The sequence below is a fragment of the Solidesulfovibrio magneticus RS-1 genome (assembly GCF_000010665.1).
GTDB classification, from domain to species: Bacteria; Desulfobacterota; Desulfovibrionia; order Desulfovibrionales; family Desulfovibrionaceae; genus Solidesulfovibrio; species Solidesulfovibrio magneticus.
In genome coordinates this window covers 1,154,931-1,171,721 of the sequence record NC_012796.1, presented here as the reverse complement: position 1 = coordinate 1,171,721, position 16,791 = coordinate 1,154,931, and the positions used below count along the sequence as shown (strand labels likewise).

At 40.5% G+C, this 16,791-nt stretch carries 12 protein-coding genes and 1 tRNA gene; 11 read left to right on the top strand and 2 right to left on the bottom strand.

The features are described from left to right. Nucleotides 1-29: 29 nt before the first annotated feature. A tRNA-Val gene (locus DMR_RS04780) sits at nucleotides 30-104 on the bottom strand. A 553-nt stretch (nucleotides 105-657) separates the two neighbouring features. On the opposite strand from DMR_RS04780, the gene DMR_RS25270 reads away from it, so the two are divergent. From DMR_RS25270 to DMR_RS25750, 8 genes are all read left to right on the top strand, one after another. Then, entirely contained in the window at nucleotides 658-1,221 is a 564-nt protein-coding gene (locus DMR_RS25270; protein ID WP_015859779.1) for a hypothetical protein, read from the top strand. A 35-nt stretch (nucleotides 1,222-1,256) separates the two neighbouring features. Continuing rightward, nucleotides 1,257-3,125, top strand: coding sequence for a methyl-accepting chemotaxis protein (locus DMR_RS23145; protein ID WP_015859778.1), 1,869 nt, complete (start codon nucleotides 1,257-1,259; stop codon nucleotides 3,123-3,125). 1,434 nt (nucleotides 3,126-4,559) lie between these two features. Then, complete coding sequence (locus DMR_RS04760) at nucleotides 4,560-5,072, top strand: chemotaxis protein CheW (protein ID WP_015859774.1); 513 nt, start codon at nucleotides 4,560-4,562, stop codon at nucleotides 5,070-5,072. 66 nt (nucleotides 5,073-5,138) lie between these two features. Beyond that, the gene (locus tag DMR_RS04755) at nucleotides 5,139-7,148 is read left to right on the top strand and encodes a methyl-accepting chemotaxis protein (protein WP_043600099.1); all 2,010 of its coding nucleotides are present in this window, start codon (nucleotides 5,139-5,141) and stop codon (nucleotides 7,146-7,148) included. A 424-nt stretch (nucleotides 7,149-7,572) separates the two neighbouring features. Continuing rightward, entirely contained in the window at nucleotides 7,573-8,523 is a 951-nt protein-coding gene (locus tag DMR_RS04745) for a chemotaxis protein (protein WP_015859771.1), read from the top strand. A 397-nt stretch (nucleotides 8,524-8,920) separates the two neighbouring features. Continuing rightward, entirely contained in the window at nucleotides 8,921-11,038 is a 2,118-nt protein-coding gene (locus DMR_RS23140) for an ATP-binding protein (RefSeq protein ID WP_015859770.1), read from the top strand. A gap of 39 nt (nucleotides 11,039-11,077) precedes the next feature. Further along, complete coding sequence (locus tag DMR_RS23135) at nucleotides 11,078-11,497, top strand: response regulator (RefSeq protein ID WP_015859769.1); 420 nt, start codon at nucleotides 11,078-11,080, stop codon at nucleotides 11,495-11,497. A gap of 398 nt (nucleotides 11,498-11,895) precedes the next feature. Then, a complete protein-coding gene (locus tag DMR_RS25750) occupies nucleotides 11,896-12,273 on the top strand; it encodes a response regulator (RefSeq protein ID WP_015859767.1) in 378 nt (125 codons plus the stop codon). A gap of 58 nt (nucleotides 12,274-12,331) precedes the next feature. Here the strand turns inward: DMR_RS25750 and DMR_RS04740 are convergent, their stop codons facing one another. Further along, nucleotides 12,332-12,652, bottom strand: a complete 321-nt coding sequence (locus DMR_RS04740) for a hypothetical protein (RefSeq protein ID WP_015859766.1) — start codon at nucleotides 12,650-12,652, stop codon at nucleotides 12,332-12,334. A gap of 769 nt (nucleotides 12,653-13,421) precedes the next feature. Here DMR_RS04740 and DMR_RS23125 point away from each other — a divergent pair. From DMR_RS23125 to DMR_RS22755, 3 genes are all read left to right on the top strand, one after another. After that, the gene (locus tag DMR_RS23125; protein ID WP_081429581.1) at nucleotides 13,422-14,639 is read left to right on the top strand and encodes a C45 family autoproteolytic acyltransferase/hydolase; all 1,218 of its coding nucleotides are present in this window, start codon (nucleotides 13,422-13,424) and stop codon (nucleotides 14,637-14,639) included. Between the two features lie 931 nt (nucleotides 14,640-15,570). After that, on the top strand, nucleotides 15,571-15,828 hold the full coding sequence (locus tag DMR_RS04735) for a response regulator (protein ID WP_015859763.1): 258 nt from the start codon (nucleotides 15,571-15,573) through the stop codon (nucleotides 15,826-15,828). A gap of 163 nt (nucleotides 15,829-15,991) precedes the next feature. Next, nucleotides 15,992-16,780, top strand: a complete 789-nt coding sequence (locus tag DMR_RS22755; RefSeq protein WP_081429577.1) for a GGDEF domain-containing protein — start codon at nucleotides 15,992-15,994, stop codon at nucleotides 16,778-16,780. Nucleotides 16,781-16,791: the final 11 nt, after the last annotated feature.

Genomic DNA, 16,791 nt, shown 5'->3' with positions numbered 1-16,791 from the left:
AGGGAGGCCAAAGCCTCCCTGGAGTTTCGTGGTAGGAACGGGGAGATTTGAACTCCCGACCCCTTGCGTGTCAAGCAAGTGCTCTCCCCCTGAGCTACGCTCCTATTTTCATAAGCAGGGAAGGTGATATCTATTCCGAACTCTTCCCGAAGTCAACCCGAAATTTTCCGTTTCCCGGATTTTTTCGGGGACCAACCCGTTGGCGCTTGTTGGCACCGTGTTGGCGAGGTGGGTAAGTACGGTTTCTGGACGGGGAGGTCAAGGGGAAATTATCGTGGGGATGACGGAAAAACATACAGCCCGAAGAAATAAATAATTCTCAATTATTTCAATATGTTACGTAAGAATGTCAGCATGCCACCCTCATGCAGGAAACTGCACTCGTGACCCCCCCCCCACCTCATTTCGGGAAAAGTTTAAATCAGACCAAACAAGATAATGAGCTTATCCAAACAGTTGGCGATAAAATTTTCCACCTGAGACTATGAGGATAGCCGTTACTTCTGGGAATTTAAACGCCACCTCACTTCCAGGCAAGTATTATATTTTTTCTGAAAGTCGTGACAATCCGATAGAACTGTATAATAGGATAGCCATGGAAGTGGACTCAACAAAGCGCCACATGAAATCCACCACTACTACGACAGGAGAGCAAATATGCGCTTCAGTGACTTGAAAATCAAAACGAAAATCATGGCTGGGGCGCTAGCGCTTGTACTTATAACCGTTACATTCGGCGGCTTAGCCTATACATATATCGGCAAAGTATCCTCTGCCCTTTTAGGTATAACCGACCGAGACGCCAAAGCGGTAGAATACGCTACCGGGGTCGAGCGCATGGCCCTCAATACTATCATGGAGGAAAAGAATTATCTTATCAGTCAATCGGATGACGCACATCTACGAGCCGAACAAAACGTCAAAGAGCTTAATTCATTTCTCGACAAAGTGGATGAAATTGCGCGTGCAAATAACATCGACACTCTCTTAGAAAAGTCCAAGATTGCTCGGTCTGAAACAGCAAAATATGCTGAAAAATATAGAGAAGGAGTAAAATCGATTAAAGAAAATCGTGATGCAGTAAAAGAAATGGTTCGCACCGGCAATATTGTCGGAGATGCAGCCACTAAGTTTTTATCGATGCAGGTATCAGCTTACACTAAGGCTCAAAAAGACGGTGCAGACCCAGCTACTCTCGACAATATGTACAGCGTTATATAATTACTACAAATATTTACGAGCTTGCTCTCAAAATCATGCGCGCCGAAAAAGAAGAGGTAAACTATAAAGACAGAAAAGCATACGGATTGATGCAAAAGATGCTCCCCGAGTTAATGGAACTCTACAACAAATTAGAAAAGATAACCACCGACCCCAGCGAGACACAACTCATCAAGGATGCCAGAACAGCTACGCTCATTTATGAAAAGGCAGCAGCTTCATGGATTAAAAACGATGACAATTTAAATTCGATTTTAAAATCGATGTCAACCATGGGTTTAAGCGTCATTAAGCAAGCCCAGGAAGCAGAAGAAGCTGGCTACAAAAAACTTGAACAAGCGAAGAACTCAGCCCAAGCAATAAGCTCTGAAGCAAACACGATAATTATTTCAACGATTACAATCGCAATAGTTCTGGGACTAGCGATAGCTTTCGGGTTGGCTTCCATCATTAGCAGACCAATAATTAAGGGAGTTACGTTTGCCAAGGCTGTCGCAGAAGGTGATTTCAACCAAACTCTTGATATTAAGCAAAAAGACGAAATCGGCGTTTTAGCTGATGCGCTGAGAACCATGGTCAAAGAGCTAAAAAACAAAATCGAGTACGCTGATGGCGTTATCAATGGCATAACAGTCCCGTGTGTTATCGGCGACTCTTCTGGAAATATTTTGCTCGCCAACCAACCAGTTATCGATTTTTTTGAAAAGAATGGATCTCCAAAAGATTTTGTCGGAACGAGCATGGGTTCTTTTGCGTACAATGATAAAAACAAAAAAACCATCACCCAACAAGCCCTAGAAGAAAAGCGCATTATCAAGATGGATCGCGTCGAAATGAAGACAACGACTGGCAACGAAAAAATTGTCAACATTGACGCCTCACCTATCTACGATTTCAATCAGAATGTCGTCGCAGGAATAACCCTCTTTAACGATGTAACAGAAGTTGTCCTTCAACAGAGATTAGCAGAAAGAGCAAAAGCTGAAGGTATGCTTCAAGCAGCTCAACAACTTGAAGGTGTCGTGGAGATCGTGACTTCAGCGTCAGAACAACTTTCGGCACAGATCGAACAGTCAAGTCGAGGTACTGAAGAACAAGCAAACAGAATCGCTGAAACAGCCGCAGCAATGGAAGAAATGAACGCAACCGTACTTGAAGTTTCAAAAAACGCTTCCCACGCGGCCTCGACCGCCGATCAAGCCAAAACCAAAGCTGAAGAAGGCTCACGGGCGGTAAGTCAAGTTGTTAAGGGCATTGGTCAAGTCCAAAACCAATCCCAAGAAATGAAAATTGACATGGACAATTTGGGAAAGCAAGCCGAGGGAATCGGACAGATTCTTAACGTTATTTCTGACATCGCTGACCAGACGAACCTACTGGCTCTGAATGCTGCCATCGAAGCGGCCCGGGCTGGTGACGCCGGCCGAGGATTCGCAGTTGTTGCTGATGAAGTCCGAAAGCTGGCCGAAAAGACCATGACCGCGACCAAGGAAGTCGGGAACGCGATCCGGGGCATCCAGGACGGTACCAAAAAGAACATTGAAAACGTAGAGCGCACTGGGAAAAATATCGAAGAGGTCACAAACCTTGCGACAAACTCCGGTGACGCCTTACGACAAATTGTCACCTTGGCTGAGAAAACTACGGATCAGGTTCGGTCGATTGCCACAGCGTCTGATCAACAATCAGCTACTAGCGAAGAAATTAATCGCAGCATTGAATCTGTTAATCGGATTTCATCCGAAACTGCTGACGCCATGCGTCAATCTGCTCAAGCCGTGGGCGAGTTGGCCAACCAAGCCCAAGTGTTAAAAAGGCTTATTGAGGAGATGAAGTCGGATAGTGGATCTGACACTGTTTCCCTCCCCTCTAGAAAGAAACCCCTTGCTCTCGGGAGAGGGTGAGTTGGCCAATCCAGCTCAGTCAGGTCCTTAAGCGACTCATTGACGAGATGAAATGACGGGTCGGGAACGCGTGCCCTTTCGGCACTTAGCCCTAAAAAGCTTATTTAGTTCACCAATACAAACGTAAACCGAGGGATAGGTCATAAGCTCCAACAGCCTATCCCTCATAAATGAACATGTCATACAAAGACCTTATATTCATATCTAACCAAATTATTGGCGAAGCTTCTTCAACAACATTCGAGAAGAAAGTCTTACTCATCATGTACTTTTCAGAACTCTTAGTACTCAATTTCACTGAAATTGATATTTTATTCAAAAAACATGGCCGAGAAAAAATATTCAAAATATTCTATCTAGACAAAGATTTTGTCGAATACATTTATGCTCATTTCTTAAACCACGACATAGACACTATCATGCCCCAGATTTTCGACAGGCTCACCAAGCTCCACGAACTATTAGACAAGTGGATTACGCTTAAATCCTGTGAAACTTCTGGATATGTGCAATAATTGCCACTTCAACTAGCTATAAAAAAATTTGTCAGTTAGAAAAAACCTTATTATGATAGCTAACGTAACTGAACCGGCTACGCACTACTCCAGGACCAAGTACCGAAAAATTTCAGTTACAATGGCAGTAAACGGAACCGAAAAAATCGCAAAGTTCTTCAATCAGAAACCATCCAAGAAATCTGAAAATCAGAAATTGCAGCTTCCTGCATTTCAGATAGCTAGGCCCTTTCAAGACAATAGCCACCAAGCGGGGCTGAAAAATCGCAGGATTCTGCCATTGGACACGGGTGATTTTGCTCCAAAATGCCATCCAGCAGGCCATCAGCTGAAAATCAAAAGTTCCAGTAAACTGGAATTTTCAACTTCCTGTATTGCATCAGCTATCACCGGAGAGGACAGTTCAAGCCCTTCCCTTGGGAGCTTTTTGGGAATGGGCTTTTCCCCCGGCCCCCCTCCCCCACTCTCTACCGGGCCTGTCCTGAGGCTATTCCAATCGTCAGCCAAGTTGGGCTTCCCCCTGGGTTAAAATACCAGAAAATCGCGTTCTACACCCAACGTCTGTTTTCCATAGGGCCCTATCACTTCCGAAATCACATTCAAATTGTCATATGTCGAAAAAGACATGGCATTGATGCAGGAAACTGCATTTTGCCACAATTTTAAACAATACTACTTTGGATTACTATGAGCAACGTCTTTTACTAAAACATTTGTCTAGAAAAATTTTGCAGCAGAGGTAAAAAGCTGATAGACTTAAAGCTCCTAACAAAATGCATTAATTGCCATACAAGAGTCAATATGTAACTGACACCAGCTTGAACATCTTTGTTCAAGCACAGAACAACGTCGGACTGCTTGATCGAAAAAATAGCAAAAGCGCTTACCTGGAATTCGGAAAACTGACGGGGAGGAATCGGTGAAAGAACCAAAAGATAGTTGCGACGATCAGTACTTAACTTTTACACTTGAAAAGGGGCTATACGCCCTAAGTATCAATCACGTACGAGAAGTTCTTGAGTATGTGACAATTACCAGAATGCCGAGAACGCCGGACTATATCTGTGGCGTTATCAATTTAAGAGGTCACGCAGTCCCAGTAGTTGACCTCAAAGTAAAGTTCGGCCTCGGACAAACTGAAAAAACCATCAATACGTGCATCATAATTACCGAAGTAAATTTTGAAGGGGACCAAACTGTCTTTGGAATTCTTTCTGATTCTGTACGAGAAGTATACGAAATGGATGAAGGACAAATCGAACCACCGCCCAATATGGGTACAGCCATTCGAAAAGATTTTATAGTTGGGATGGGTCGGTCAGAAGATGTATTCATCATCATTTTAGACATCAACAAAGTTTTCAACTCACAAGAGTTAGCTAGCGTTTTCGATGCTGTCGAACAAGACAACATTTCCGCCATAGCTCTTTAATCTTTCATTCCAAATGGCTGTCGCAACTTCATTTTGAACCAACTCAATACTAATCAGGAGGATAAGATGCGAAATCTTAAACTTGGAATAAAGATAGGCATTGGATTTGGCATCCTCATTTTAATCGCATGCACTCTTGGCGGGATGGCTATACTTAACATGACAACAGTAGAGCACAATGCCAAAAGGTTATCAGACGAGTATATCCCCGAAGTAGCTATTGCCAACAACGTTGAACGCTCTTCGTTCATGACGATGTACGCATGGCGAGGATACAGTCTTTCAGAAGAAGAATCTTTTTTAGAAGAAGGCAAAAAAGAACTTATTCAAGTTCAAAAGTTTTTATCTGACGCGAAAGGACATGCCGACAAATACTCTGACTTGGTTAAGTTACGCGAAAACGTGGCATTGGCTCAAAGTAAAGTTAATGAGTATTCGAAACTTGCCGATCAAACCGTTGCCCAAATCCAAGCTCTAGATAAAGACCGAAAAATTCTTAACGACTCGGCTACAAACTACATTAAAAGCTCTAATGAATTTTTAAAAAGCCAAGAAGATTCACTGGCTAAAGATATAACCAGTGGAGTCTCCGCAGAAAAACTGAAAGAAAGATCGAGCAAAATTTCAATAATTAACGACGTGATCGACCTCGGAAATGATACACGAATTTCTGTTTGGAAAGCACAAGCACTCAGAGAACCCAAAGTTCTTGAAGGGGCGATGAGCAATTTTTCCAAAATCGAAGATTTGTTGTTCAAAATAAAAAACATCACTTTTGCTGAAAACAATCTGAGACAATTAGCCGCGATATCCGAATCTGCGCAAACTTACAAATCTGCGATGACCGGTCTCTTGGCCAACTGGAACGAATTACAGAAAATAAACGTAAAAAGGACAGAAATCGGCCAAGCAGTTTTAAGTGCTGCCGCTCAGACCTCCCTTGTAGGTATGGATCAAACCAGTGAAATTTCGAAAGAAGCAGTCACTAGCCTTGGAACTGCCTCTACTACTATGGTTGTAGGACTTTCCATCGCCCTTCTCCTTGGAATTATCGTTTCAGTCGTTTTAACAAAAGCAATTACAGGGCCAGTTCAAAAGGGTGTTCAGTTCGCTGAAGCCATGTCCAACGGCGATTTCACCAAAACCCTTGACATAGACCAAAAAGACGAAATTGGTATTTTGGCAGCATCGATGAATACTATGGTTGTAAAATTGCGAGAAGTAGTAGCTGAAATCCAATCTGCCTCAGAAAATGTCGCGTCAGGTTCAGAAGAATTATCTGCCTCAGCTCAAAGCATGTCTCAAGGTGCAACAGAACAGGCTGCTAGTGTCGAAGAAATTTCAGCTTCCATGGAGCAGATGTCTTCAAACATTAAGCAAAATGCTGAAAATGCACAGCAAACCCAGTCAATTGCAGTAAAAGCTGCTCAAGACGCTCAAGAAGGTGGGAAAGCTGTCATTTCAGCTGTGACCGCTATGAAAAATATCGCTGAAAAAATTTCGATCATCGAAGAAATAGCACGTCAAACCAACCTTTTAGCCTTAAACGCCGCTATCGAAGCGGCTAGAGCAGGTGAACACGGTAAAGGATTCGCAGTTGTCGCCGCAGAAGTCAGGAAACTGGCCGAGCGTAGTGGGAGTGCTGCTTCGGAAATCTCAGATCTTTCGACCTCGAGTGTCCGAATTGCTGAGCAAGCTGGGGAAATGTTGACCAAGATGGTCCCAGACATCCAGCGGACAGCTGACCTTGTCCAGGAAATCGCTGCATCCAGCATTGAACAAAACTCTGGTGCAGACCAAATCAATAAAGCTATCACCCAACTTGATCAGGTTGTCCAACAGAACGCATCCGCTTCCGAGGAAATGGCTTCAACATCTGAAGAACTCTCAAGTCAAGCTGAACAACTTCAAAGCACAATTGAGTTCTTCCAAGTTGGCACCACAGGTAACAGACGGCGTTCAATGCCCAAAGCTTTGCCGACTGGACGTTCACGGGTCGTTCACTCTGCCAGAAAACAAACATCTACCGTAAAGATTGATCTGGATATGGAAGATACCGATTTTGAAAAATTCTAGCATGTAAATATGGGAGGAGGTCCTTGACCTCCTCCCCATTTCAGTTGAGGGGACAAATGAATCTCACCCACACCATAGAAATGAATTCCAAAGTTGCAGAAATGATCCAGGAGGTAGGAAGTAAAATTTTGGGTGCTCCAGATATAAGGACACAAATGCATAAAAGCTTTCTTGCATTGTATTTTATCAATCTTATCATACTCAGAAACAAGAAATTTCTCGAAGCTTACAATGCAGTAGGAAAAGAAAACATCCTAATTTCCCTATACAATTCAGAAATGTTTCTCAAAGAAATTGAGCTAAATTTCATTGACAATAACTACGGACAGATCATCCGCCTTCTTTCATCTTTTCTTATAAACATTTTGCCAACTAAACCAACTACGAACTACACATTGTGTTAACATCTACAAAAGGAAACATCATGTCACAAGAGATTCTTCTTGAAACAGGTACAAATGAATTCGAAATTCTGGAGTTTTTCATTACAACCAAACAATGCCAGCAAAAACTTACTCAAAAAAGCTTTTTCGGCATCAATGTTGCGAAAGTGGTCGAAGTAATTGAAAATCCCGGTCTTGAGATAACGTACGACAACGTCAACCCTTGTTTCATGGGGGTTATTCCCTTACGAGGAGCGATCTTGCCGGTCCTTGATCTATCTAAATGGCTTAAATTAGATCGGGAAAAGACAAAAAATGAAATAATAATTGTTACTGAATTTAGCAAGCAAACAGCCGGTTTTTTAGTTTCAGGTGTAGTTGAAATTCATCGACTTGACTGGACCCAAGTGGAATCACCTGACAAATTAGTGGCGTCCTACAATGACAACTGCATAGTCGGGATAGTCCAAATCGAAGACAAAATTATACAATTACTTGACTTAGAATACATGATTTCTGACCTAACAGGTATCCAGATGGAACCCAAAACGGATATCTTCGTTTCTGAGACAAAATTTCGCGCTGCGATTGCTGACGACTCTAAACTTATCCGCGAGATGCTTAGAACATCATTAAGAGAAGCGAATTTTGAAGTAACTGAATTCACCAATGGTTTAGACTGTTGGAACCATTTAAACCAGATGGCTATTGACATTCAGCACGACTCTATCTCGAAAAATACTTGCTACGACATTGTTATAACAGACATTGAAATGCCTCAAATGGATGGCTTTACGCTTACAAAACAAATTAAAAAACATGCATTTTTGAAAAACCTTCCTGTCTTGCTTTATTCGTCGATCATTACAGAAGAACTATATCACAAAGGTCAATCTGTTGGCGCAGATGAGCAAATGTCAAAACCAGACTTACACAAAGTTCCACATATTGCCGCAGAGCTTATAAAACAAAAAAGCAGAATTAACAATTAAATTCCAAAGATTACTGGATGTTGACATCTTAAAAGGATTAAGAATGTTGTTTTCACTGCTTGTTCACCCTCCCGCCATTTCTGTACCTATCCAAAATTTACCTTTAATTTTCCTCATAAGTAAACGGTAGGTAGGTATTTGACCCCTTGGAGCGACGTCGTCACAGGTCCCTGGATAGCAGCTATTTGCCTGCCCTTTGGGTTCGTGAATTCACCATAAGTTGTCTACCATGGATCCTGAGCATGTGGCTCTATTATTCCCAAGAGTTATATAAACTATTCCCAATAAGTCGTAGACTACATTAACATCTAGTGCTAAAACAGCAGAGTCTAATCGAAACTATCCACACAAAAAATTATCAGAACAATGAATTATCTATTATAAACGCGGACGAAGCATGACCAACTTCAAAGATTACGGCCATATGCACCCCCAAAATTATAGTTCGGCTATCCAACGGATAAGCGAATTAGAAGACTACATTAAATCATCGATAGAATCAAATTATATCAACAAAATGAATTTACAAAATTCATTGAGCGATTTGAAACAGAAATTTTCAATAGTCGCAGACAATTGCTACGACTGGGAATATTGGAGAGGGTTGGACGGTAAATATATTTGGGTATCACCTTCATGCGAACGCATTACCGGATACACACCGAACGATTTTCTAAGCGGAAGAATATCTATAAAAAAAATAATTCACTATAAAGACGCAATCTTATGGGATAGCCATATCAATGAAATGAATTGTAGTAATTTCCAGTCTCCACACATAGAAATCGAATTCCGCATAAATAATTTAAAGGGGGAAATCGTATGGATTAGTCATACCTGCAAGGCTATTTACAACTCCGCAGGAATTTGCCTAGGACGCCGAGGATGCAATCGAGATATTACTGAAAAAAAATTTGTTGAAATATCTCTCAAAAAAAATCAAGCAATCCTCGAGAAACACCTTTTGTGGAAAGAAAATATTCTAAACACTTCTGCAGTAGCAATTCTCGTTGTCGTGAAGGACCGCGTTATAGCAGATGCAAATATTGGTTTTGAAGAAATGTTTGGATACTCTAAAAAAGAACTTATAGGACATTCTGTCAGAATGCTCCATGTTGATGGCGAACTATTTGAGCAATATGGCAAAATCAATTGGTCACAAACATCTACGACAAAAGTGGTCAAATGCGAATGGAAACTCAAAAAAAAAGATGGTTCAATAATTATCTGTGAAGTAAGCGGTTCTGCAATAAACCCTCACGATTTATCTGAAGGGGTTATATGGATAGCGACAAATATCACTGAAAAGAAAAAATTTGAATCAGAATTGATCTCTTCAAAAAAAATAGCAGACGCAGCGAACAAAGCAAAATCTGAATTTTTAGCCAACATGAGTCACGAGATACGAACTCCATTAAACGGCATTCTGGGCATGCTTCAACTACTTGAGTCAACGCAAACAAACCATCAACAAAGTGAATATATCGACATCGCTCTAAATTCCGGGAGAAACTTAAACAAATTGATCTCTGGCATATTAGATTTGTCCCGAATAGAACAAGGGAATACTACTTTAGAGAGCCATGGATTTAATATCAAACACCTCATCGATGACATCGTCAACACTTTTATCACAGAATTATCTTCTAAAAAATTACTAATAACTACAACCATTGCGAAAATCATGCCAGATGTTATCTATGGCGACTCAGGTCGACTTAGGCAAATAATTTTCAATATTGTCGGCAATTCAATTAAGTTCACTCCTTTCGGTAGCGTTGCTATTTCAATTGATTCTTTAACTTCTGGAAATACGATACACGTTTTTATTGAAATCTCAGACACTGGCATTGGGATACCAGAAGACAAACTTGACGATATATTTTATCCTTTCACTCAACTAGATGGATCTTTAACACGTAAATATGGAGGAGTTGGTCTTGGACTTTCAATTGTAAAAAAACAACTTCTTGCCATGGAAGGAAGCATTACTGTCGAAAGTAATGAATCAGGTGGCACTAAAACTTGTATCGCAATTCCTTTTAAAACTAATGAACCCTCGCTCCCAGAGTACACAGATAAAATTTGCGACAGTTGTTTTGAAAAAAATCCACCGTTGAAAATACTTATTGCAGAGGACGACAAAGTCAACCAACTAGTCATATCTAGATTTGTCAAAAAAATTGGTCACATTCCATTATGCGCAAACGACGGACTAGAAGCGTTAAAACTATTGCGATCAGAACAATTTGATTTAATTCTTATGGACATCCAAATGCCAAACCTAGACGGATTAGAAACGACATTAGAAATAAGGAACTCCCACGAAACATTTTCGAAAATCCCTATTATAGCTTTAACATCACACGCCATGCGTGGCGACCGCGAAAAGTTCATATCATTTGGAATGGACGGATACCTTTCGAAGCCAGTAATAATAGAAGACATTAACAACGTTATTAATCAAACTTTCGCTAAAATAAAAAAATCAACTTACAAGTGCGTTGTTAAATAAAAATGGCACCACGGGACATTATAAACCATTCTACAAATTATGAAAACTACAGTATCAATCCTTCTCGTCGAAGATGACCTTATCAACAGAATTGCACTTTATCGCTTCTTTAGCAAAAAAGGCTATGTGGTTCATCCCGCTAAAGACGGCAAAGAAGCCCTGGAAATATACTCCAAAAATGAATTTGATCTAATAATAATGGATCTTGTTATGCCAGAACTAGATGGCGCTGAAACAGCAAGAAAAATGCGGTTTATATCGAACAACACAAACGGCAATTACCCACCAATTATTATAATCACCGCCGTTGACCATCGCGCACAAAATTTAGAAAAGATATTCAGAGCGGGCGTCGACAGAGTAGTACAAAAACCCATTGAGCATGCCCAACTACTGGAGTGCATAGATGAAATATTACTACTTAAACAAACTAACGAAAAAACTACAAGCCGTTCTTGAATGACGAGATGAAGCAAAGGTTTTTTAATTCAATTAAAAACTCAATCTTATGTTCAAAACGAGAACAATCTTCATTTAGCTCAACACTTTTTATAAAGTTATATCAGAAGTTTTTCAGTCACAATCTAATACGGCTAAACAATATTCAGATATTACCGACCACGTTGATCCAAGTTATTTAAAAGACATTCGTAAAAACAACATCCTGAGAATAACCACTTTCACAATCTACAAGGCAGCTATCGCACATGTTTTGGCACATTGCATTATCACAATTATTTCCACATCGACAGAAACAAATTTCATATATGTTGGCTTTTATATTATGAAAAATATTTTAGAACTCAACAACTAAACCAAATCATCATTCATCAAATTTAAACTACTAAAAACACACAATGATCAACATATTATTTGTCGATGACGATATCAGCATGCTCTATTTATACAAGGTATATCTAGAGTCAACTAGATATAATCCTCACACTACCAATGACACCAACATCGCGATTGAATTGCTTATTAAGAATGCTTACAAAATAATTATAACCGACTACTTTATGCCGAACGTAACCGGCCTTGAATTTGCCCTAAAAGTAAAAACAACTTGTCTAAAACTTAATATCAAATATCCATACACAATACTTGCATCATCCGAAGCATTTGAAGATAAGCATGATAAACAGCGAACAATATTTAATCTTATTCTACAAAAACCATTAACTAGAGAGACTCTTCTTTCAACCCTAGATTCAATCCTAACAACAAAAGAGTAAAAGCCCACACCCAAGTTATTGGGCTATATGGGCCTTTACTTTTCATTAGCTTATCAAACTACTTCTTTTCCAAAACGATCCGCCCTTCTTCTAGGCTCGACACTTTAAATTCATCCCCGATTTCGAAACCATAGTTCCCCAAAAGGGTCGGAGACAACCGCAGTCCATTTTTTGAAAACTTCACATTTCCCGACACGGTTCTCTCATCCATCCCTTCGATTCGATAGAACTTTTGATCCATTTGCATGAGTTTTAGGAGATGAGACTTCAAAGTAATCTTGTTGATTCCAAAAGCATCCATGATTTGCTGAGCGGTCTTCACTTCGGTGATCATGGTACGAAGTTTCATCGCGTCGAATTTCGATTCTTTTCCAGGCATGGGTAGAACTCCTTCGTTTTGAGGTCAAAACTTCTGAGCAGAACTTATACAAACTACAAAGAATGTCAATACAATCGATCACGAGGTTTTGCCAGAATCGATAACGGCGAGGTTGAATTCATCACCTTAATTCACACTTAGGTCGCTTCAAAAACGTGAATAACCTCGCATTTGATAAAGTTCATCATATCTGACAGTTACACTGGAGCCACTCCCCTCCCCCTCTGACTTGAGCCAGGCCAGCCAGCTTCACGCACATTTACAAAAAACAGGACCGAAAAATGGCAGACTCCTGCCATCCAGCACCATCATTTCCGGCACATTTCATCAAAATCAATTGATTTAACCGAGATTACAGAAGAAAACTTCTAACGACAGACACTATTACTACACTCCCAACAGACCGATTTCCTACCCAATCTGCAGAAAATCAAAAAGTGCAGCTTCCTGCACCGCAGAACTACCTAAAATATCGATAGTTTCTTTATGAAAACAGATCAGGCAACCCTTGGGGGAAATCTGGGGTTGGACTCTTTCCTCGGACACCCCTCCCTACTCTCTACCGGCACCGTCCTGGGGTTTTCCCAGATGGGCCTTCCCCTTTGCCCCGGCTCCCCCGAAACCTCAGGGAATCCCAGCCTCGGCCCAATGTCCGATTTCAATAGCCTTTGTCCTAAATTTACTAAACTACCGCTACATACAACAAAAAAAACAGTTGAAGTTGGCAGCTAAAATGTTATTTAAAAACTACTCAACAATGGGAGACGCCATGTCAACCGACAATTCACTCGCTACAATAGATTACATTGACAATCTTTACTACAGAACTACACTAGACTTCTCAAAAGGTTCACATTTTGAAGTAGGACAAGCCTATGCCCAAGCAATAGTTGATACTTTGCCAACTTTCGGTGCCACTGTCGACAACTTTTTATATCTTTCCGCGAAATCCGCACCGGAGACACCAGAGCTTTCCACCCTCATTACGAGGTCATATAATCTTATTTCAAACATGCCCCAACAATACAAAGACGAAATGGCGGGCATGATTACTATTTTTAATTATCCAATTGACAAACTTGGCGATGGTATATTGTCTTCAAACGAACTATTAGTATACGAAGTTATGCATGATGTCATCGACCCTGGCAGTTGCTCCGCTGCCGCAGTTTATGGAAACGCTTCAGCCACAGGCTCAACAATCGTTGGGCGAAATTTTGATTGGTATGATATACCAGGCACTTCCGAGCTACACAATGTGCAGATCTATCTAAATAACGACTCTACCTATGATATTGTCGGCATAGGATTTCTTGGCCAGCTGTTCCCTGCATCCGTATTTAGTGAAAACCATATTTCTGGAGCTCTACTTGATAGCGACATGAAGCAAGGCTACTTCACAACAGTTGGAGCTAATTCTTACCCATCAGATTTTCGGTATGCCTTTGAACACTTTGATAGCATCGGAGGAGTTAGCTACTACCTGTTAGGACAACAAGACACCCATTCTTACATTGCATTTCTTGCCGACACAAACTCTGCAGTTGTCCTTGAAAATGATCTTGAACATCCTTCATCTCGCGGGCTTCGAACAAGCTCTTCCGTTCTTCGTGATGGCGCTACTTGGGAGATTCCAAACACCGTTGTAGCCGTTAATTCTTTTCTACTCCCAGGCACAACGGATGAATTCACCGGAGAGCCTTCAAATACAAAACGCTTTGCAAGTTATAGCTCGCTGCTTAGCGGCGACTTATTGTCACAAGGATCTATTAATATGCAAGATATGCAGAGTATAATGTCTTACGCTGGATCTGACGGGATCGCTAAAAATTCAGGCGCAATTTATCGAGCGACAAACGATTACCCAACACTTCAATCTTATATTTTAGACATGGGTTCTTTAGAATTAGTCGCAAATTTTGGGCCAACCAGCGGAAACCCTCCACATCCTACTTATACTCAAGTTTTTGCATCAAGTCCTTTCTAATATTGGTATTTTTAACCGCGAGGTCGTCACAGACATCACTTTTAATCTTACCCTAAAACGCGGATAACCGTGCATTTGATAAAGTTCATTATATCTAACGGTTATATTAGAGCCACTCCCCTCCCCCTCTGACTTGAGCCAGGCCAGCCAGCTTCACGCACATTTACAAAAAACAGGACCGAAAAATGGCAGACTCCTGCCATCCAGCACCATCATTTCCGGCACATTTCATCAAAATCGATTGATTTAACCGAGATTACAGAAGAAAACTTCTAACAACACGACTCCATTTTCACTACCCTATCTGCTAAAAATCAAAAAGTGCAGCTTCCTGCATCACGTAACCTTCTGTGGGATATCGATAGTTTCTCTTAGAACACATTCCAGCCCCGTCTCCCCTGCCCCGGGTCAGCCCATCCCCTCGGATACCCCTCCCCTGCTCTCTACCGGCCCCGTCCTGGGGCTTTTCCAGCGAGGCCTTCCCCTTTGCCCCGGCTCCCCCGAAACCTCAGGGAATCCCAGCCTCGGCCCAATGTCCGATTTAAATAGCCTTTGTCCTAACTCTCCCATTAATCCCGGACAAGAAGTTCATCATCAAAATATTTCGGGCTTTCAAAAAGACTTTGCTCATACAAGACTGAGTCACATGAGCCGCTTCTGCAGTTCGCGATACATATTTTTGTTCAACCAAAACCAAAAAAAGAGGCAACAAATTCAAATCATAAACATAACTATTCCGCTGGATCATAATAAGTATTCCCCCAGAGATATAGACTACAATAAAGCTGAGTGTTAACGAATTAAATACTAGGACAACTTCCACCCGACCAGAAAAGACTTTAACAATTCAAATCACATACATTTCATACAGCAACCATCAAGGTTTCTTCAAAATTCATACACAGCAAAGCCAGCGATGGAGAAAACCATTATGAACATACTTGTCGCCGAAGATGATGCTATTAATATTGTTTTCTACATACGCTTTTTGACCAAACTTGGGCATAAAGTCACTGTTGCTCATAACGGTGAAGAAGCATTCCACTTTTCGGAGTTAATAAATTACGACGTAATTTTGATGGATATTAATATGCCAATAATGGACGGGATAGAAAGCTCAAAAATGATAAAAAAACAAAAAATGCAAAAACTCCAATACTTGCAGTCACAGCTACAGATACTAAATTAATACCTGACAACGAAAACAACAACCTATTTGCAAAGATAATTTCCAAACCATTCCGCGCTGAAGATCTCACTGACGCCATCAACAGGTGTAATATTTTCTAGTGCCAACTCTTAAAAATAGTGTATTCATACATTTTTTAGTGCCGAGTAAAGATCAGACCGCTATGGACAATAAAACAATCTTGCTCTTCGAGAACATTTTACCAGTTTTATGTAAAGATATCTTGAATTCTGTTCATGACGGAGTTTACATAGTCGACAAAAAAATGAGAATAATATTTTGGAACGAAGAAGCTGAAAAAATTACTGGTTTTTTAGGAGAAGAGGTCTTAGGAAATACTTGCAGCAACAATATTTTAAAGCATGTTGATAGCAGTGGATTAAATTTATGTCTATCTGCTTGCCCGCTAATGCAAACACTTAAAACAAATCAAAAATTAGTATCTGAAGTATTTTTGCATCACAAAAATGGCCACAGAGTACCTATACAAATAGAAACATCACCGCTAATTATCAATAACAAACTATATGGGGCCATTGAGTTTTTTAGAAAAATTGGAGATGATATTGGATGCAAAGAAAGATTAGAAATACTTAACAAGCAAAGTTTAGTCGATCATTTAACTGGCATTTCAAATAGGCGGCACATTGACATAACCATCGAGCGTAAAATATTAGAATTTAACAGATACGGATGGGACTTTTCCATAGCTCTATTCGACATCGACAATTTCAAAACATTCAACGATAATTACGGACACACAGTAGGTGATGATATTCTAAAAATTATTTCTAAGACGATTACTGGTTCTTTGCGCTCTTTCGATTTTCTAGGAAGATGGGGTGGTGAAGAGTTTCTTGCTATCCTCCCTGAGATTGATTCCGACGAGCAACTTAAAAAATATGCGATAGAATTCTTAGAATTGTTGCAGTCTCAGAAACTCGGCATCTAGACACTCTAATC